Origin of the sequence: Sediminicoccus rosea, assembly GCF_033547095.1 — a bacterium.
GTDB lineage: Bacteria > Pseudomonadota > Alphaproteobacteria > Acetobacterales > Acetobacteraceae > Roseococcus > Roseococcus rosea.
In genome coordinates this window covers 2545503-2558996 of sequence record NZ_CP137852.1, presented here as the reverse complement: position 1 = coordinate 2558996, position 13494 = coordinate 2545503, and the positions used below count along the sequence as shown (strand labels likewise).

The 13494-nt window shown below is 70.1% G+C and carries 12 protein-coding genes; 10 read left to right on the top strand and 2 right to left on the bottom strand.

The features are described from left to right. The first annotated feature begins 77 nt into the window (after positions 1-77). From R9Z33_RS12320 to R9Z33_RS12305, 4 genes are all read left to right on the top strand, one after another. A complete protein-coding gene (locus R9Z33_RS12320; RefSeq protein WP_318651588.1) occupies positions 78-1577 on the top strand; it encodes a TolC family protein in 1500 nt (499 codons plus the stop codon). Continuing rightward, entirely contained in the window at positions 1570-3723 is a 2154-nt protein-coding gene (locus R9Z33_RS12315) for an HlyD family efflux transporter periplasmic adaptor subunit (protein ID WP_318651587.1), read from the top strand. Before R9Z33_RS12320 ends, R9Z33_RS12315 begins: the two co-directional genes overlap by 8 nt. 235 nt (positions 3724-3958) lie before the next feature. After that, complete coding sequence (locus R9Z33_RS12310) at positions 3959-4096, top strand: hypothetical protein (protein ID WP_318651586.1); 138 nt, start codon at positions 3959-3961, stop codon at positions 4094-4096. A gap of 42 nt (positions 4097-4138) precedes the next feature. Next, complete coding sequence (locus R9Z33_RS12305) at positions 4139-4420, top strand: hypothetical protein (RefSeq protein WP_318651585.1); 282 nt, start codon at positions 4139-4141, stop codon at positions 4418-4420. 8 nt (positions 4421-4428) lie between these two features. On the opposite strand, the gene R9Z33_RS12300 is transcribed toward R9Z33_RS12305, so the two are convergent. Together R9Z33_RS12300 and R9Z33_RS12295 are read right to left on the bottom strand one after the other, a co-directional pair. Next, on the bottom strand, positions 4429-5226 hold the full coding sequence (locus R9Z33_RS12300; protein ID WP_318651584.1) for a class II aldolase/adducin family protein: 798 nt from the start codon (positions 5224-5226) through the stop codon (positions 4429-4431). A 35-nt stretch (positions 5227-5261) separates the two neighbouring features. After that, positions 5262-6236 carry a carotenoid 1,2-hydratase gene (locus R9Z33_RS12295; protein WP_318651583.1) on the bottom strand — a complete coding sequence of 325 codons (975 nt, stop codon included), beginning with the start codon at positions 6234-6236 and terminating at the stop codon, positions 5262-5264. 156 nt (positions 6237-6392) lie between these two features. Between R9Z33_RS12295 and R9Z33_RS12290 the strand changes: the two genes are divergently transcribed. The 6 genes from R9Z33_RS12290 (at position 6393) to bchZ (ending at position 13370) form a co-directional block, all read left to right on the top strand. Beyond that, the gene (locus R9Z33_RS12290) at positions 6393-7259 is read left to right on the top strand and encodes a polyprenyl synthetase family protein (protein ID WP_318651582.1); all 867 of its coding nucleotides are present in this window, start codon (positions 6393-6395) and stop codon (positions 7257-7259) included. A gap of 11 nt (positions 7260-7270) precedes the next feature. Then, positions 7271-8404: a methyltransferase gene (locus R9Z33_RS12285; protein ID WP_318651581.1), complete on the top strand. Its 1134-nt coding sequence runs from the start codon at positions 7271-7273 to the stop codon at positions 8402-8404. A gap of 91 nt (positions 8405-8495) precedes the next feature. Beyond that, the gene (gene bchC, locus R9Z33_RS12280) at positions 8496-9425 is read left to right on the top strand and encodes a chlorophyll synthesis pathway protein BchC (protein WP_318651580.1); all 930 of its coding nucleotides are present in this window, start codon (positions 8496-8498) and stop codon (positions 9423-9425) included. A gap of 17 nt (positions 9426-9442) precedes the next feature. Then, positions 9443-10393 (top strand): chlorophyllide a reductase iron protein subunit X, encoded by a 951-nt coding sequence (locus R9Z33_RS12275; protein ID WP_318651579.1) that lies wholly within the window; start codon positions 9443-9445, stop codon positions 10391-10393. Positions 10394-10396: 3 nt separating this feature from the next. Then, entirely contained in the window at positions 10397-11908 is a 1512-nt protein-coding gene (gene bchY, locus R9Z33_RS12270) for a chlorophyllide a reductase subunit Y (protein WP_318651578.1), read from the top strand. 4 nt (positions 11909-11912) lie between these two features. Continuing rightward, entirely contained in the window at positions 11913-13370 is a 1458-nt protein-coding gene (gene bchZ, locus R9Z33_RS12265) for a chlorophyllide a reductase subunit Z (protein ID WP_318651577.1), read from the top strand. Positions 13371-13494: the final 124 nt, after the last annotated feature.

The window sequence follows — 13494 nt, the reverse complement described above, 5'->3', positions numbered from 1 at the left end:
CATCCGGGCCGAGGCTTGCGGGCCAACCCCGGAGGATGGGATAGTTTGCACGAAGCGCAATTAAGGAGACGGTGCTAATGCGGGGAGGCAAGGCCATACTCGGCGTGACGCTCGCCCTTTGCGCCACCTCCCTCGCGGCGGCGCCGGCCTCTGCGCAGCAGGCGCGGGAACGGCCCGCCCCGCGCGCCAACACCTCCATGCCCACGGCGAACATGCCCGAGGGCAGCATCCCGCTCACCCTGCCGGAGGCGGTCTTCCTCGCGCTGCGCAGCAACCGGGCGATCCGCAGCCAGTATCTGCAACGCGTGGCCGACCGCTTCTCGCTCCGCGTGGCGGAGGCGACCTTCGACCCGCGCTTCGGCGTGACCGGCGGCGTCACCCGCTCGCGCTCCAACGGCACCAACCTGACCCAGGCGACGCTCGGCCCCGTCGTGAACATCGCGGCCCCCACCGGCGCGCAATTCCAGTTCGGCTGGCTCGGCGTGCAGAGCAACACGCGCGGCCAGAGCCCGAGCGGCCAGGGGCGCGCGACCTTCCAGGTGATCCAGCCGCTGCTGGCCGGCGGCGGGGTGGATTTCGCCATGGCGCCGGTGCGCATCGCGCGCATCCAGGAGGAGAACAGCAAGCTCCAGCTCAAGTCGCTGGTCGCGGACCAGATCACCCAGACCATCACCGGCTACCGGACCCTGCTCCAGGCGCAGGAGCAGCTTCGCATCGCGACCGAGGCGCTGCGCCGCGCGCGCGAGCTCGCCAGCGTCAACCAGGCGCTCTTCGCCGCGGGCCGCCTCGCCCAGGTGGAGCTCATCCAGGCCGAGACCAGCATCGCGCAGCAGGAGCTGCAGCTCGTCGGCGCGCGCAACCAGCATGAGGCGGCGCGGCTTGCGCTGCTCACCCTGCTCGCGGTGAACCAGAACCAGAGGATCTGGGCGGTGGAGCGGCCGGCGGCGGAATCCGCCCGGGTGAACCCGCAGCGCGCGCTCGCCGTCGCCGCCGCCAACCAGCCCGACTACCTCCGCACGCTGCTCGCGGTCGAGGTCAACCGCATCAACCTCGATGTCGCGCGCAACCAGCGCCTGTGGGACGTCTCCCTCGTCGCCGGCACGGGCTGGGCGGCGCAGCGCGCCGATCTCGCGCGCACGCTGGGCGCGCTGGCCGAGGTCCGCAACGACTTCAACATCGGCCTGCAGTTCAACATCCCGCTCGGCCAGATCGCGCGCGAGCAGCCGGAAGTGAACGCCACCATCGCGCTGCGCCAGTCCGAGCTCGCGATCGAGCAGGCGCGCGACCGGTTGCGCCAGGCGGTGGAGGACGTGGTCCGCAACATCGACACGCTGCGCCGCCAGGCCGAGCTGGCGCGGCGCGCGCGCGAGCTGGCCGGACAGCAGCTGGAGGCCGAGCTGGTGAAGCTCCAGGCCGGCCGCTCCTCCAACTTCCAGGTCGTCTCCTTCCAGGGCTCGCTGCAATCGGCCGAAAGCGCCGAGCTGTCGGCCGTGATCGCCTATGCCAATGCGCTGACACAGCTCGACCAGGTGCTGGGCACCACGCTGGAGACATGGCGGATTTCGCTGAATGACTGACGCGTCAGCCGGTTCCTTCGCGCCGGGCCTCGACGATATCGCGCGGCTCGCCGCCCTGATCTGCGCGGCCCCGATCGGCGCGGTGGCCCTGCGCGAAGGCGGCCTGCTCGCCGTGACCGGCGCGAACCTCGCGGGCGAGCCCTTCAGCGCGGCAGCCGACGACGCTCTGGCCGAGATTTCCGACCTCACCGCCGATCCGCGCTTCGTCGCCCACCCGCTGGTGGCGGGCGAGACCGCGCTGCGCTTCGCCGCCATTGCCCCCCTGCCCGGCCGCCGCGGCGCGTTGCTGGCGCTGGACCGCAAGCCCCGCCGCCTGACCGAGGCCGAGCGAGAGGGCCTCTCCCGCCTCGCCGCCCGTGCCGGCGCCGAACTGGACGCCGCGGAGCGCGAGGCGGCACGGCGCGGGCGCGACGAGAGCCTCTCGCTCGATTATCGCCGCGCGCTGGATGTGATGACGGATGGCGTTCTCGCCATCGGCCCAGATGCGCGGGTGATGACGGTGAACCCCGCCGCCGCCCGCATCCTGGGCATTGATGCCGAGGAGGCGATCGGCCAGAGCCTCGCCCTGCTGCTGAGCGAGCGCGACGGCACAGATGACTTCATCGACGCCGTCCTTGCCCCCCTCCAGGAGGAGGAGGCGCCGCAGGGCCGCCGCGTGCTCGACTTCCCGGGCGAGCGCCGCCTCTCGGTCGAGGCGACGAGCTGGCGCGTGCAGACCGGGCCCCATGCGGGGCGGCCGGCCATCACCGCCGTCTTCACCGATGTGACCGAGACCGAGCGCCTGCAGGCGGAACTCGCCTCGCAATACACGCAGTTGCAGGACGCCTTCCTCAAGCTCGAGGATTCCGCCACGCGCTCGGCCCGCATCGCGCGGCGCATCGCGGCCCTGCGGATCGCGGCGGTGGTTGCGGCCTTCCTCGGCGTCTTCGGCGTCGCCGCCTGGACCTGGTTCTCGCCCGCCGGCCCCGATGAATTCGCGGCCGGGGCGGCCAGCGGCACCGTGACCATGACGGCGACGGCGCAGCCCGTCAGCGCGCGCATCGCCGTCGTCGGCGTGCTGGAGCCGGGCGCCAATGTCAGCGTCGTCGCCCCCTATGACGGCACGGTGCGCGAGCGGCTGTTCCGCTATGGCGGCGCAGTGACGCAGGGCGACGTGCTGCTGCGGATGGACCGCGGCGATGTGGAGACGCGCCTGCGCGAGGCCCGCGCCGCCGAGATCCGCGCCCGCCAGCGCGTCGAGGAACTGCGCGGCTGGGCCAATGGCTTCGAGGTGGCGCGCGCCCGGCGGCAATTGGCGGCGGCCGAGCTCGAGACCAGCAACCTCCGCGCCCGGCTGCAACAAAGCCAGATGCTGCTGAGCCGCGGCATCATCCCGGCAGAGGAGCATCGCAACCTCGTCCAGCAGCAGCGCAACCAGGAACTGCAGTTGCAGGCGGCGCAGCAGGATCTGGCCGCGACGATGGAGCGCGGCAGCGAGCTGCATCTGCGCACCGCCGAGCTTGAGCTCGCCAATGCCGAGACGCGCGTGCGCGAGCTGGAGACCGACCTGCGGAACGCCGAGGTCCGCGCCCCCGTCTCGGGCGTGGTGCTGCTGCCGCCCGAGCGCCAGGGCGGCCAGGGCCGGGCCGAGACCATCGAGGCCGGCTCCCGTGTCTCCCGCGGGCAGACCATGTTCGGCATCGGCGACCTCGCCGGCTTCCTGGTGCGCGGCCAGGTGGACGAGATCGACGTGAACCAGGTGCGGCCGGGCCAGAACGTGACCGTGACGGGCGATGCCTTCGCCGGCGAGGTGCTGAGCGGCCGCGTCGCCTCCGTCGCCGCGCAGGCCAGCTCCGAACAGGGTGGCATGGGGCGCGGCATGCCCAATTTCGCGGTCAGCATCGCCATCACCGACCTGACGCCCGAGCAGCGCGCCCGGCTCGCCGTCGGCATGTCGGCCAGCCTCGCCATCATCACGCATGAGCGCGAGGATGCGGTGGTGCTGCCGCCCAATGCGGTGCGCGACGAGGGCGGCAGCCGCATCGTGCGCGTGCGCGAGGGCGGGCGCGTGGTTTCGCGCCCCGTGACACTCGGCATCAGCACACCCGAGGGCATCGAGATCCGCGAGGGTCTTTCGCCCGGGGACGTCGTCGTGCTGCGGGAATAGGCGCTGCGGCGCGCGGCCAGGTCCATTGCTTCCGCGCCCTCTGCAACGCGCTGAACATCATCCAGAAGCTCGACCTGGCGGGCGGCACCAGCGTGGATGCCGGCCCGGGGCGAGGATGGCTGGCCGAGGCGTTCCTGATGATCGGCCGCCGCGTCATGCTGCTGGAGCCGGGCCCGGACATGCTGACACCGCGAAGCGGCGCATCGAGCGCGCCCGGGCCAAGCGGGACTCCAACATGCCGGCCCGCGCGGAATTCCTGCGCGGCATGATGGAAGGCCTGCCGCACGTGATCGATGAGCGGAAGGCCGCGTGCCACGTCTTCGGCCTCCTGGCACCGAGAGTGCAGAGGGCCGTGGTGGGCGAGATCTGCTGAAACCCGGGCGACAGCGCGCCGGAGGGTGGGCTGGACGCCGGGATGGCCCGCCACGGCACGCTGGGGAAGCCATTCACGCGCGACGAGCTGACGCATCTGCCGCGCGAGACGGGCATGATCGCGGCTGGAACACCTGCGTCGCCGGCCGTGCGCGCAGCCAGCGGGATGGCGCGTAGCACCCTGCGGCAGGACGTGGCCCCCGGCGAGAGCCTGCGGATCGCCGGGGCGTTCCCCTGGGCGACCGCCGGCCGCCCGACCACGCGAGCCCGGTGGCCCGAGGGCAGCTTCTGGTTCCGCGAGCGGATCCGCCTGCCCTTTCCCTGAGGCCGCCTTCAGTTCCGGAAGCTGGGGTCCAGCCGGTCCAGCCGGCGCAGCAGGGCCGGCCATTCCATCACGCCATAGGGCCGGCGCGTCTGCGGCTGGTAGTTCATGTAGGTCTCCTCCAGCACATGCTGTGGGACCTGGATGATCTTGGCGTTGCAGGCGAGTGCCGCGAGTTGCGCCCGGCAGGACAGCTCGAGGCGATGCATCGCGTTGAAGGCCTCGGCGATGGTCCGGCCCACGGTCAGCAGCCCGTGGTTGCGCAGGATCAGCGCGTTGTTGCTGCCGAGATCCTCGACCAGCTTGGCCTGCATCGCGGTGTCGAGGACGACGCCGGCATAGTCGTGATAGCCGATCTTGAGGAAGCGCATCGCCGTCTGGTTCATCGGCAGCAGGCCGCATTCCAGCGAGGAGACGGCCATGCCCGGCCAGGTGTGCGTGTGGATCACGCAGTCGATCTCGTGGCTCGCCTCATGGATGGCGCCATGGATGACGAAGCCCGCGCGGTTCACGCCGTAGTTGAGATCGCCGAAGTCCGGCTTGAGCAGGATATTGCCCTTTACGTCGATCTTGATGAGGGAGGAGGCGGTGATCTCCTCATAAAGAAGGCCATAGGCGTTGATGAGGAAGGCGCCCTCCTCGCCCGGCACGCGGCAGGAGATGTGGTTCGCGATCATGTCACTCATGCCGTAGAGCGCGATGAGGCGATAGCAGGCGGCGAGGTTCACACGGGCCTGCCACTCGGCGGGCGAGACCTTGTCGCGCAGCGACGGAATGTCCAGGACGGGCATGGGGGATTGTTCGAGCATGGTGGTTCCTCCGGGCTGAAGCGCGCGGCCCTATCCTAGATCCATCGGCGCGGAACCCGAAACGGCAGGATGAGCTGGATGGGCAGGGCCGCGAAGCGGTCGCAATCCAGGCTCTCATGCACGCCCATGGCGCGCTCGCCGCAAAGCGTCGTTTCCAGGACGGAGCGGGCATAGAAGGGCGTGTCCAGCAGCGTCTTCACGATGCGCGCATCCGCCTCGCTCTGCGTCGCGCGGCGGATGCCCCACATCGAGCGGCGCATGATGACGTCGGGCGGCACGGGCATCTCCTCGATGCGGCCATCCTCGTGGAAGCGGAGTGCCAGCTGCTGGCGGGTGCCGTCGCGGCGGCGCGCATCATAGAGGATGGCGGCACCCTCCTTCAGCGGCACGCGGCACCAGTCCCATTCCTGAAAGTCGCGCTCCAGCGGCGCCGAGCCCCAGTTGCTGTCGAAATAGCCATGCCCCTTCCAGGAGAGGCCCGGATGCTCCAGCTCCACCTCGACCTTCGCGGCGGCGCTCATCGGGCGCCAATGGTGGTGGCCGGCCGCGTCCAGCGTGAAGACGCGGCGATTCATGGGCCCCGGCGTCAGGCGGACCTTGCCGCGGATGCGGCGCGGCAGCGGCACCGCCACCTCGTCCAGGTCGAGCGTGAGCACCTTGCCGTCCCAGCGCATGGCCGACGGCCCGATGGTGATGCTGACATCATCGCGCTTGAGCGCGCTGGCGGGCCGGTCGGTCATGGCGAAGCGCGCGGGGCTGCCATAGAGCGCCACGTTGATGCAGCAATGGTTCATGGGGTCGGCCGGGCCCTGCCGGCGGGCGATCGCGTAGTAGGGCGAGAAGACCGAGCCCAGGAAGACGATGATGGTCAGCCCGTGCCGGTGATCCTCGCTCAACGCGTCCAGGTACCACCAGGCATAGCCGTCGCGCGGCGGGGTGTGGTGGAAGCCGGGGCCGAGGCCGGAGCCGAAGGCGGCCCCCAGGGAGGCATCGGGATCGTCCAAGGGCAAGGGCGCATCTCCTGGACCCTGCGGGTCGCTCGTTGCCCGACCGGGATGGTCAGGATCGGTTGACAGTTTTTTCGTGCAGACACGAGATTGCTGTCAATTGAACGTGACAGTCAATCAGGAGAGTGCCATCTTCCCCTTTCCGAAGGGAGCACCTCCATGGACGCGAACCGTCGCATCGAACGGCAATTGACCGAGGCCTTGGTGCCCGGGGCCACGCCGCCCCTGCTCTCGCTCGCCATGCATCACGCCGTGTTCCCGGGCGGCGCCCGGGTGCGCCCGCGCCTCTGCCTCGCCGCCGCCGCCGCCTGCGGCATGGATGACCCCGTCCTGGTGGATGCGACGGCCGCCGCCATCGAGATGCTCCACTGCGCCTCGCTCGTGCATGACGACATGCCCTGCTTCGACGACGCGGCGACGCGGCGCGGGCGCCTCACCGTCCATCGCGCCTTCAGCGAGCCGCTCGCCCTGCTGGCGGGCGATGCGCTGATCGTCCTCGCCTTCCAGACCATCGCGCGGGCCGCGGCGCATTGCGCCCACCCCGAGCGGCTGGGTGCGGTGATGCGGATCGTGGGCGATTCCGTCGGCACGCCGCTTGGCATCGTCGCGGGCCAGGCCTGGGAATGCGAGAAGCGCGTGGATGTCGCGGCCTATCATCGCGCCAAGACCGCCGCCCTCTTCGCCGGCGCTACCATGGCGGGTGCCGCCGCCGCCGGCGGGCCGGTCGAGGCCTGGAACGCCGTGGGCCTGCGCCTGGGCGAGGCCTACCAGGTGGCCGACGACATCGGCGATGCGATCTCCGATGCCGAGCAGCTTGGCAAGCCGGTCGGCCAGGATGCGGCGCATGACCGGCCGAGCGCGGTGCGCGAGCTGGGCCTGAAGGGCGCGGTCAAGCGCCTGGAGGAGCTGGCGGATCTGGCGGTGGAGGCGATCCCGCCCTGCCCCGGCCGCGCCGAGCTGGGCGCGCTGATGCGGCAAGAGGCGCGCCGCCTGGTGCCCAAGACCCTGCCCGCCCACGCCTACTGAGTGCGATCTCCTTGAAAAGCCTGGCCCTGACCTCCCCCCTGAATTGGCGCGACCGTCTGGCCGCCTGGCATGACCGGCTGGTGGCGAGCGCCGATTTCCGTCGCTGGGCCGGCCGCTTCCCCCTCACCCGCGGCATGGCGCGGCGCCGGGCGCGCGCGCTTTTCGATCTGGCGGCGGGCTTCGTCTATTCGCAGGTGCTCTATGCCTGCGTGCGGCTGGATCTCTTCACCATCCTGGCCGAAGGCCCGCAGGAGGAGCGCACGCTGGCGCACCGCCTGGGCCTGCCCGCCGACGCCGCCGCGCAGCTCCTGGAAGCCGCCGAGTCGCTCGGCCTGACCAAGCGCCGGAACGGCCGCTGGGCGCTCGGGCAGCTGGGCGCGGTGATGGTGGGCAACGCCGCCATCGAATCCATGGTGACCCACCATGCGATGCTCTACGCCGACCTGACCGACCCCGTGGCGCTGCTGCGGGGCGAGCGCGGCGGCGGCAAGCTCGCCGCCTATTGGCCCTATGCCGGCGTCGAGCGGCCCGAGGCGCTCGGCGATGCGGATGTCGCGCCCTACACGGCGCTGATGGCGGCCTCGCAGCCGATGATCTCCTCCGAAGTGCTGGATGCCTATGACTTTTCCAAGCACCGGTGCCTGCTGGACGTGGGCGGGGGCGATGGCTCCTTCCTGCGCGCCGTCGCCTCCGCGCATCCCGCGCTGAACGTCATCCTCTTCGACCTGCCCGCCGTTGCCGCCCGGGCCGAGGCGCGCTTCGCCGCGGCCGGCATGGCGAATCGGGCGCGCGCCGTGGGCGGCGACTTCCACGCGGGAATCCTGCCCGAGGGCGCCGACATCATCAGCTTCGTCCGCGTGCTGCACGACCATGACGAGGAGGATGTGGCCCGCATGCTGCGCGCGGCCCATGCCGCCCTGCCCCAGGGCGGCACGCTGCTGGTGGCCGAGCCCATGGCCGAGACGCCGGGCGCCGAGGCCATGGGGGCCGCCTATTTCGGTTTCTACCTCAGGGCGATGGGCACCGGCCGTCCGCGCACACCGGCGAGGCTGAGCGCGATGCTGGAGGCAGCAGGCTTCCGACAACCCCGGCTGCTGCCGACCGCGACCCCCCTGCTCACACGTGTCCTTGTTGCGTCGGCGTGACATGTGGCAGAGATCGAATGTCCATTTTGCTTGACACTTCTTACCGTCGCTCTAGATTGACGCTCCGTCCCTGAAAGGGAGCCAACCATCCGTGGACACCATCGCGGTCCTCATGACCCAGCCGGAGCAACTGCAGCTCCAGCGCGTCGACCTCATCCCCCCGGGTGACGAGGATGTGGTGGTCCATGTCGAATGGTCCGGCATCAGCACGGGCACGGAAAAGCTCCTCTGGCTCGGCCGCATGCCGAATTTCCCCGGAATGGGTTACCCGCTGGTGCCCGGCTATGAGAGCGTCGGTCGCATCGTCCAGGCCGGCCCGGCCTCGGGCCAATCCGTCGGCCGGCGCGTGTTCATCCCCGGCTCGCGCGGCTTCCGTGACGTCCGCGGCCTCTTCGGCGGCGCGGCCGGGCGCCTGGTCACGCCGGGAGCCCGCGTCATCCCGGTGGACGAGTCGCTGGGCGACACCGCCATCCTCCTCGCCCTCGCCGCCACTGCCTACCACGCGATCGTGGACCATCCGCCGGAGCTGATCATCGGCCATGGCGTGCTGGGGCGGCTGCTGGCACGCATCACCATCGCCATGGGCCATCCGGCGCCGAATGTCTGGGAACTCAGCCCCGACCGCGCGGAAGGTGCCGAGGGCTACACGGTCCAGGCGCCCGATGCGGATGCGCGGCGCGACTATCGCCGCATCTGCGATGCGAGCGGCGACCAGAACATCCTCGACCAGCTCGTGGCGCGCCTCGCCCCGGGTGGCGAGATTACGTTGGCGGGCTTCTACGACCGCCTCTCCTTCGCCTTCGCCCCCGCCTTCATGCGGGAGATGCGGCTGCGCATCGCCGCCGAATGGCAGGCGCAGGACATGGCAGCGCTGAACCAGCTCATCACCGAGGGCAAGCTCTCGCTCGACCACCTGATCACGCATCGCCAGCACGCTGGTGACGCGCCCGACGCCTACCGCACCGCCTTCGGCGATGCGCGCTGTCTCAAGATGGTCCTCGATTGGAGAAAACACGCATGAATGCTGTCCCCGGGAACATGCAGCCTTCCGACGACGCCTCGATGGAGGTGATTCCGGCGAAGAAGGAAACGCAGATCATCGCGATCTACGGCAAGGGGGGCATCGGCAAGTCCTTCACGCTGGCCAACCTCAGCTACATGATGGCGGCACAGGGCAAGCGCGTCCTGCTGATCGGCTGCGATCCGAAGAGCGACACGACGTCGCTGCTCTTCGGCGGCCGCTCCTGCCCCACCATCATCGAGACCTCGTCCCGCAAGAAGGCGGCCGGCGAGCAGGTCGAGATCGGCGATGTCTGCTTCAAGCGCGATGGCGTCTTCGCCATGGAGCTGGGCGGGCCGGAAGTCGGTCGCGGCTGCGGTGGGCGCGGCATCATCCACGGCTTCGAGCTGCTGGAGAAGCTGGGCTTCCACCAATGGGATTTCGACTACGTCCTGCTCGACTTCCTGGGCGACGTGGTCTGCGGCGGCTTCGGCCTGCCGATCGCACGCGACATGTGCCAGAAGGTCATCGTCGTGGGTTCCAACGACCTGCAGTCGCTCTATGTGGCGAACAACGTCTGCTCGGCGGTGGATTACTTCCGCAAGCTCGGCGGCAATGTCGGCGTGGCCGGCCTGGTCATCAACAAGGATGACGGCACGGGCGAGGCGCAGGCCTTCGCCGCCGCCGTCGGCATCCCGGTTCTGGCCGCCATTCCGGCCGATGACGACATCCGTCGCAAGAGCGCCAATTACGAGATCGTGGGCTCGCCCGGTGGCCAATGGGCGCCGCTCTTCGAGGCACTGGGCGTGCAGGTGGCGGAAGCCCCCCCGCTGCGCCCCACGCCGCTGAGCCACGAGAACCTGCTGAACCTGTTCAAGGGAGATGCAGTGGGCCGCGGCGTAACGCTGCAGCCGGCCACGATGGAGGACATGTGCGGCACCGACGTGCTGAACAAGCCCTCCCTCGAAGTGGTCTACGAGGGCGTCTGACGCATGGATGCCCTCCCCCCAGCCAGCCCTCCGGACCCCAGCGGCCAGCCTTGCCACGGCGGCCGCGAGACCTTCGACGCCGCGGCCCGCGCCGCCGGCAAGACGGAGGTGATGGACCAGCTGATGAAGGACTACCCGCGGGGTCCGCATGACCAGCCGCAGAGCATGTGCCCGGCCTTCGGCAGCCTGCGCGTGGGCCTTCGGATGCGCCGGGTGGCGACGATCCTCTCGGGCAGCGCCTGCTGCGTCTATGGGCTGACCTTCACCTCGCATTTCTACGGGGCGAAGCGGACGGTGGGCTACGTGCCCTTCAACTCCGAGACGCTGGTCACCGGCAAGCTCTTCGAGGACATCCGCGACGCCGTGCATGAGACGGCGAAGCCCGAGGATTATGACGCCGTCGTCGTCACCAACCTCTGCGTCCCCACCGCCTCCGGCGTGCCGCTCGAGTTGCTGCCCAAGGAGATCAACGGCGTCCGCATCATCGGCATCGACGTGCCGGGCTTTGGCGTGCCGACGCATGCCGAGGCGAAGGACGTGCTGACCGGCGCCATGCTGCGCTACGCCCGCAACGAGGCCGAGCAAGGCCCCGTTGCGCGCCCGCGCAACCACAGCGACGAAGCGCGCAACATCTGCCTGGTTGGTGAGCTCTTCCCGGCCGACCCCGTGGGCATCGGCCAGATCCTCGCGCCGATGGGCCTCGCCGCCGGCGCGCAGGCGCCCTGCCGTGAGTGGCGTGATCTCTACTCCGCGCTGGACTCCGTGGCCGTCGCCGCGCTGCATCCCTTCTACACCGCCAGCGTGCGGGAATTCCGCGCGGCCGGCCGCAACGTGGTGGGCTCTGGTCCTGTCGGCGTGGAAGGCACCGCCGCCTGGATCGAGGCGATCGGCATCGCCGCCGGCGTGCCGGAAACCCAACGCGAGGCCGCCCGCCAGGCCGTGCTTCCCGCCATCCGCGCCGTGCTCGCCGCCAATCCCATCAACGCGCGCATCACCGTCTCCGGCTATGAGGGCTCGGAACTGCTGGTGGCCCGCCTGCTGATCGAGGCCGGCGCCGAGGTGCCCTATGTCGGCACCGCCTGCCCCCGCACCGAATGGAGTGCCGCCGACGCCGAGTGGCTGAAGGCCCAGGGCTGCCACGTGCAGTACCGCGCCTCGCTCGAGCAGGATCTGGCCGCCATGAAGGAAGCCAAGCCCGACCTTGCGCTCGGCACCACGCCGCTCGTGCAGAAGGCGAAGGAGATGGGCATTCCGGCCCTCTACTTCACCAACATGGTCAGCGCGCGGCCGCTGTTCTCCATCGCGGGTGCGGGCTCCATGGCTGGCATCGTCGCGGCCCAGACCAAGGGGCGGGAGCGGTTCAGCCGCATGGTCAGCTTCTTCGAGGGCGTCGGCACGCCCGATGGCGCGGGCTACGGCTTCCGCGAGAAGCCGGTGGACCCGCCGGGCTTTCGCGACCGCCAGCGCAAGCTGCGCGCGGCCAAGGCCAAGGCCGAAGAAGCGGTGGGGACGTAACGCCATGCTCGTCCTCGATCACGATCGCGCCGGCGGCTACTGGGGTGCCATCTATGCCTTCTCGGCGGTGCGCGGCATGCGCGTCGTCATTGACGGTCCGGTGGGCTGCGAGAACCTGCCCGTCACCGCCGTGCTCCACTACACGGACGGCTTGCCGCCGCATGAGCTGCCCATCGTGGTCACCGGCCTCGATGAGGAAAGCCTCAGCCAGAACGGCACCGAGCCCAATATGCGCCGCGCCGCCGCGACGCAGGACCCGGAACTGCCGGCCGTGGTCGTCACCGGCTCCATCGCCGAGATGATCGGTGGTGGCGTGACCCCCCAGGGCAGCAACCTGCAGCGCTTCATCTGCCGCACGATCGACGAGGATCAGTGGCAGGCCGCGGACCGCGCCATCAACTGGCTCTGGACGGAGTTCGGCGCCAAGGGCCGCAAGATGAAGCCGCGCGTCCGCAAGGAAGGCGAGACGCCGCGCGTCAATATCATCGGCCCGATCTACGGCACCTTCAACATGCCGTCGGACCTCGCCGAGATCCGCCGCCTGGTCGAGGGCATCGGCTGCGAGATCAACCTGGTCTTCCCGCTGGGCAGCCACGTCGAGGATATCGCGAAGCTGCCGAATGCGGATGTGAACATCTGCATGTACCGCGAGTTCGGCCGCAAGCTCTGCGAGGAGCTGGAGCGACCGTACCTCCAGGCGCCGATCGGCATGTTCGCGACGACGAACTTCCTGCGGAAGCTGGGCGAGCTGACCGGCCTCGACCCCGAGCCCTTCATCGAGCGCGAAAAGCACACCACGCTGAAGCCCATGTGGGATCTCTGGCGTTCGGTCACGCAGGATTTCTTCGCCTCCGCCCCCTACTCCGTGGTGGCCACGCACACCTACACGCATGGCCTGCAGCAGTTCCTCACCGAGGAGATGGGCATCCCCTGCGCCTATGCGGCCGAGCGCCGTGCAGGCCAGAAGCCCGACAATGCCGCGACTCGCGAGGCGATGAAGAAGCCGGGCCTCGTCGTCTTCGGCAGCTTCAACGAGCGCATGTACATGGCGGAAGCCGGCACCCGCGCGGCCTACATCCCGGCCAGCTTCCCGGGCGCCATCATCCGCCGCGCCACCGGCACGCCCTACATGGGGTATGCGGGCGCCACCTACATCATCCAGGAATACTGCAACGCGCTGTTCGACGCGCTGTTCCACATCCTCCCGCTCGGCACCGAGATGGACAAGATCCCGGCGACGCCGGCGCGTCCCTCCGATGTGTGGGAGGAGGATGCCCAGGCGCTGCTGGATGCGCTGGTGGAGCGCGAGCCCTTCCTGATCCGCATCTCTGCCGCCAAGCGCATGCGCGAAGAGGTCGAGCAGGCGGCGCGCGACCGGGGCGAGGCGCGGATCACGCGCGCGCGCGTGGCTGAGACGCTGCGCATTCCTGAATCAAGATCGGTGGAGACGGTGCCCGCATGAGCGCGCCTCTCCCCCTCACCCTCTGTCTGCCTGGCAACACCGGGCCGTCAGCCGTGGGTGGCGTTTTCGCCACGCACATCCTTGCCGCGCGGGACTTGCACGGTAATGGCCGCAAGGCCGGTTG

Bases quoted from the DNA above. Each gene is read 5' to 3' on its own strand.
- R9Z33_RS12300 (WP_318651584.1), bottom strand. From the start codon at position 5,226: ATGCTCGAACAATCCCCCATGCCCGTCCTGGACATTCCGTCGCTGCGC.
- R9Z33_RS12310 (WP_318651586.1), top strand. From the start codon at position 3,959: ATGCCGGCCCGCGCGGAATTCCTGCGCGGCATGATGGAAGGCCTGCCG.
- R9Z33_RS12320 (WP_318651588.1), top strand. From the start codon at position 78: ATGCGGGGAGGCAAGGCCATACTCGGCGTGACGCTCGCCCTTTGCGCC.
- R9Z33_RS12290 (WP_318651582.1), top strand. From the start codon at position 6,393: ATGGACGCGAACCGTCGCATCGAACGGCAATTGACCGAGGCCTTGGTG.
- R9Z33_RS12305 (WP_318651585.1), top strand. From the start codon at position 4,139: ATGGCCCGCCACGGCACGCTGGGGAAGCCATTCACGCGCGACGAGCTG.
- bchZ (WP_318651577.1), top strand. From the start codon at position 11,913: ATGCTCGTCCTCGATCACGATCGCGCCGGCGGCTACTGGGGTGCCATC.
- R9Z33_RS12275 (WP_318651579.1), top strand. From the start codon at position 9,443: ATGCAGCCTTCCGACGACGCCTCGATGGAGGTGATTCCGGCGAAGAAG.
- R9Z33_RS12315 (WP_318651587.1), top strand. From the start codon at position 1,570: ATGACTGACGCGTCAGCCGGTTCCTTCGCGCCGGGCCTCGACGATATC.
- bchY (WP_318651578.1), top strand. From the start codon at position 10,397: ATGGATGCCCTCCCCCCAGCCAGCCCTCCGGACCCCAGCGGCCAGCCT.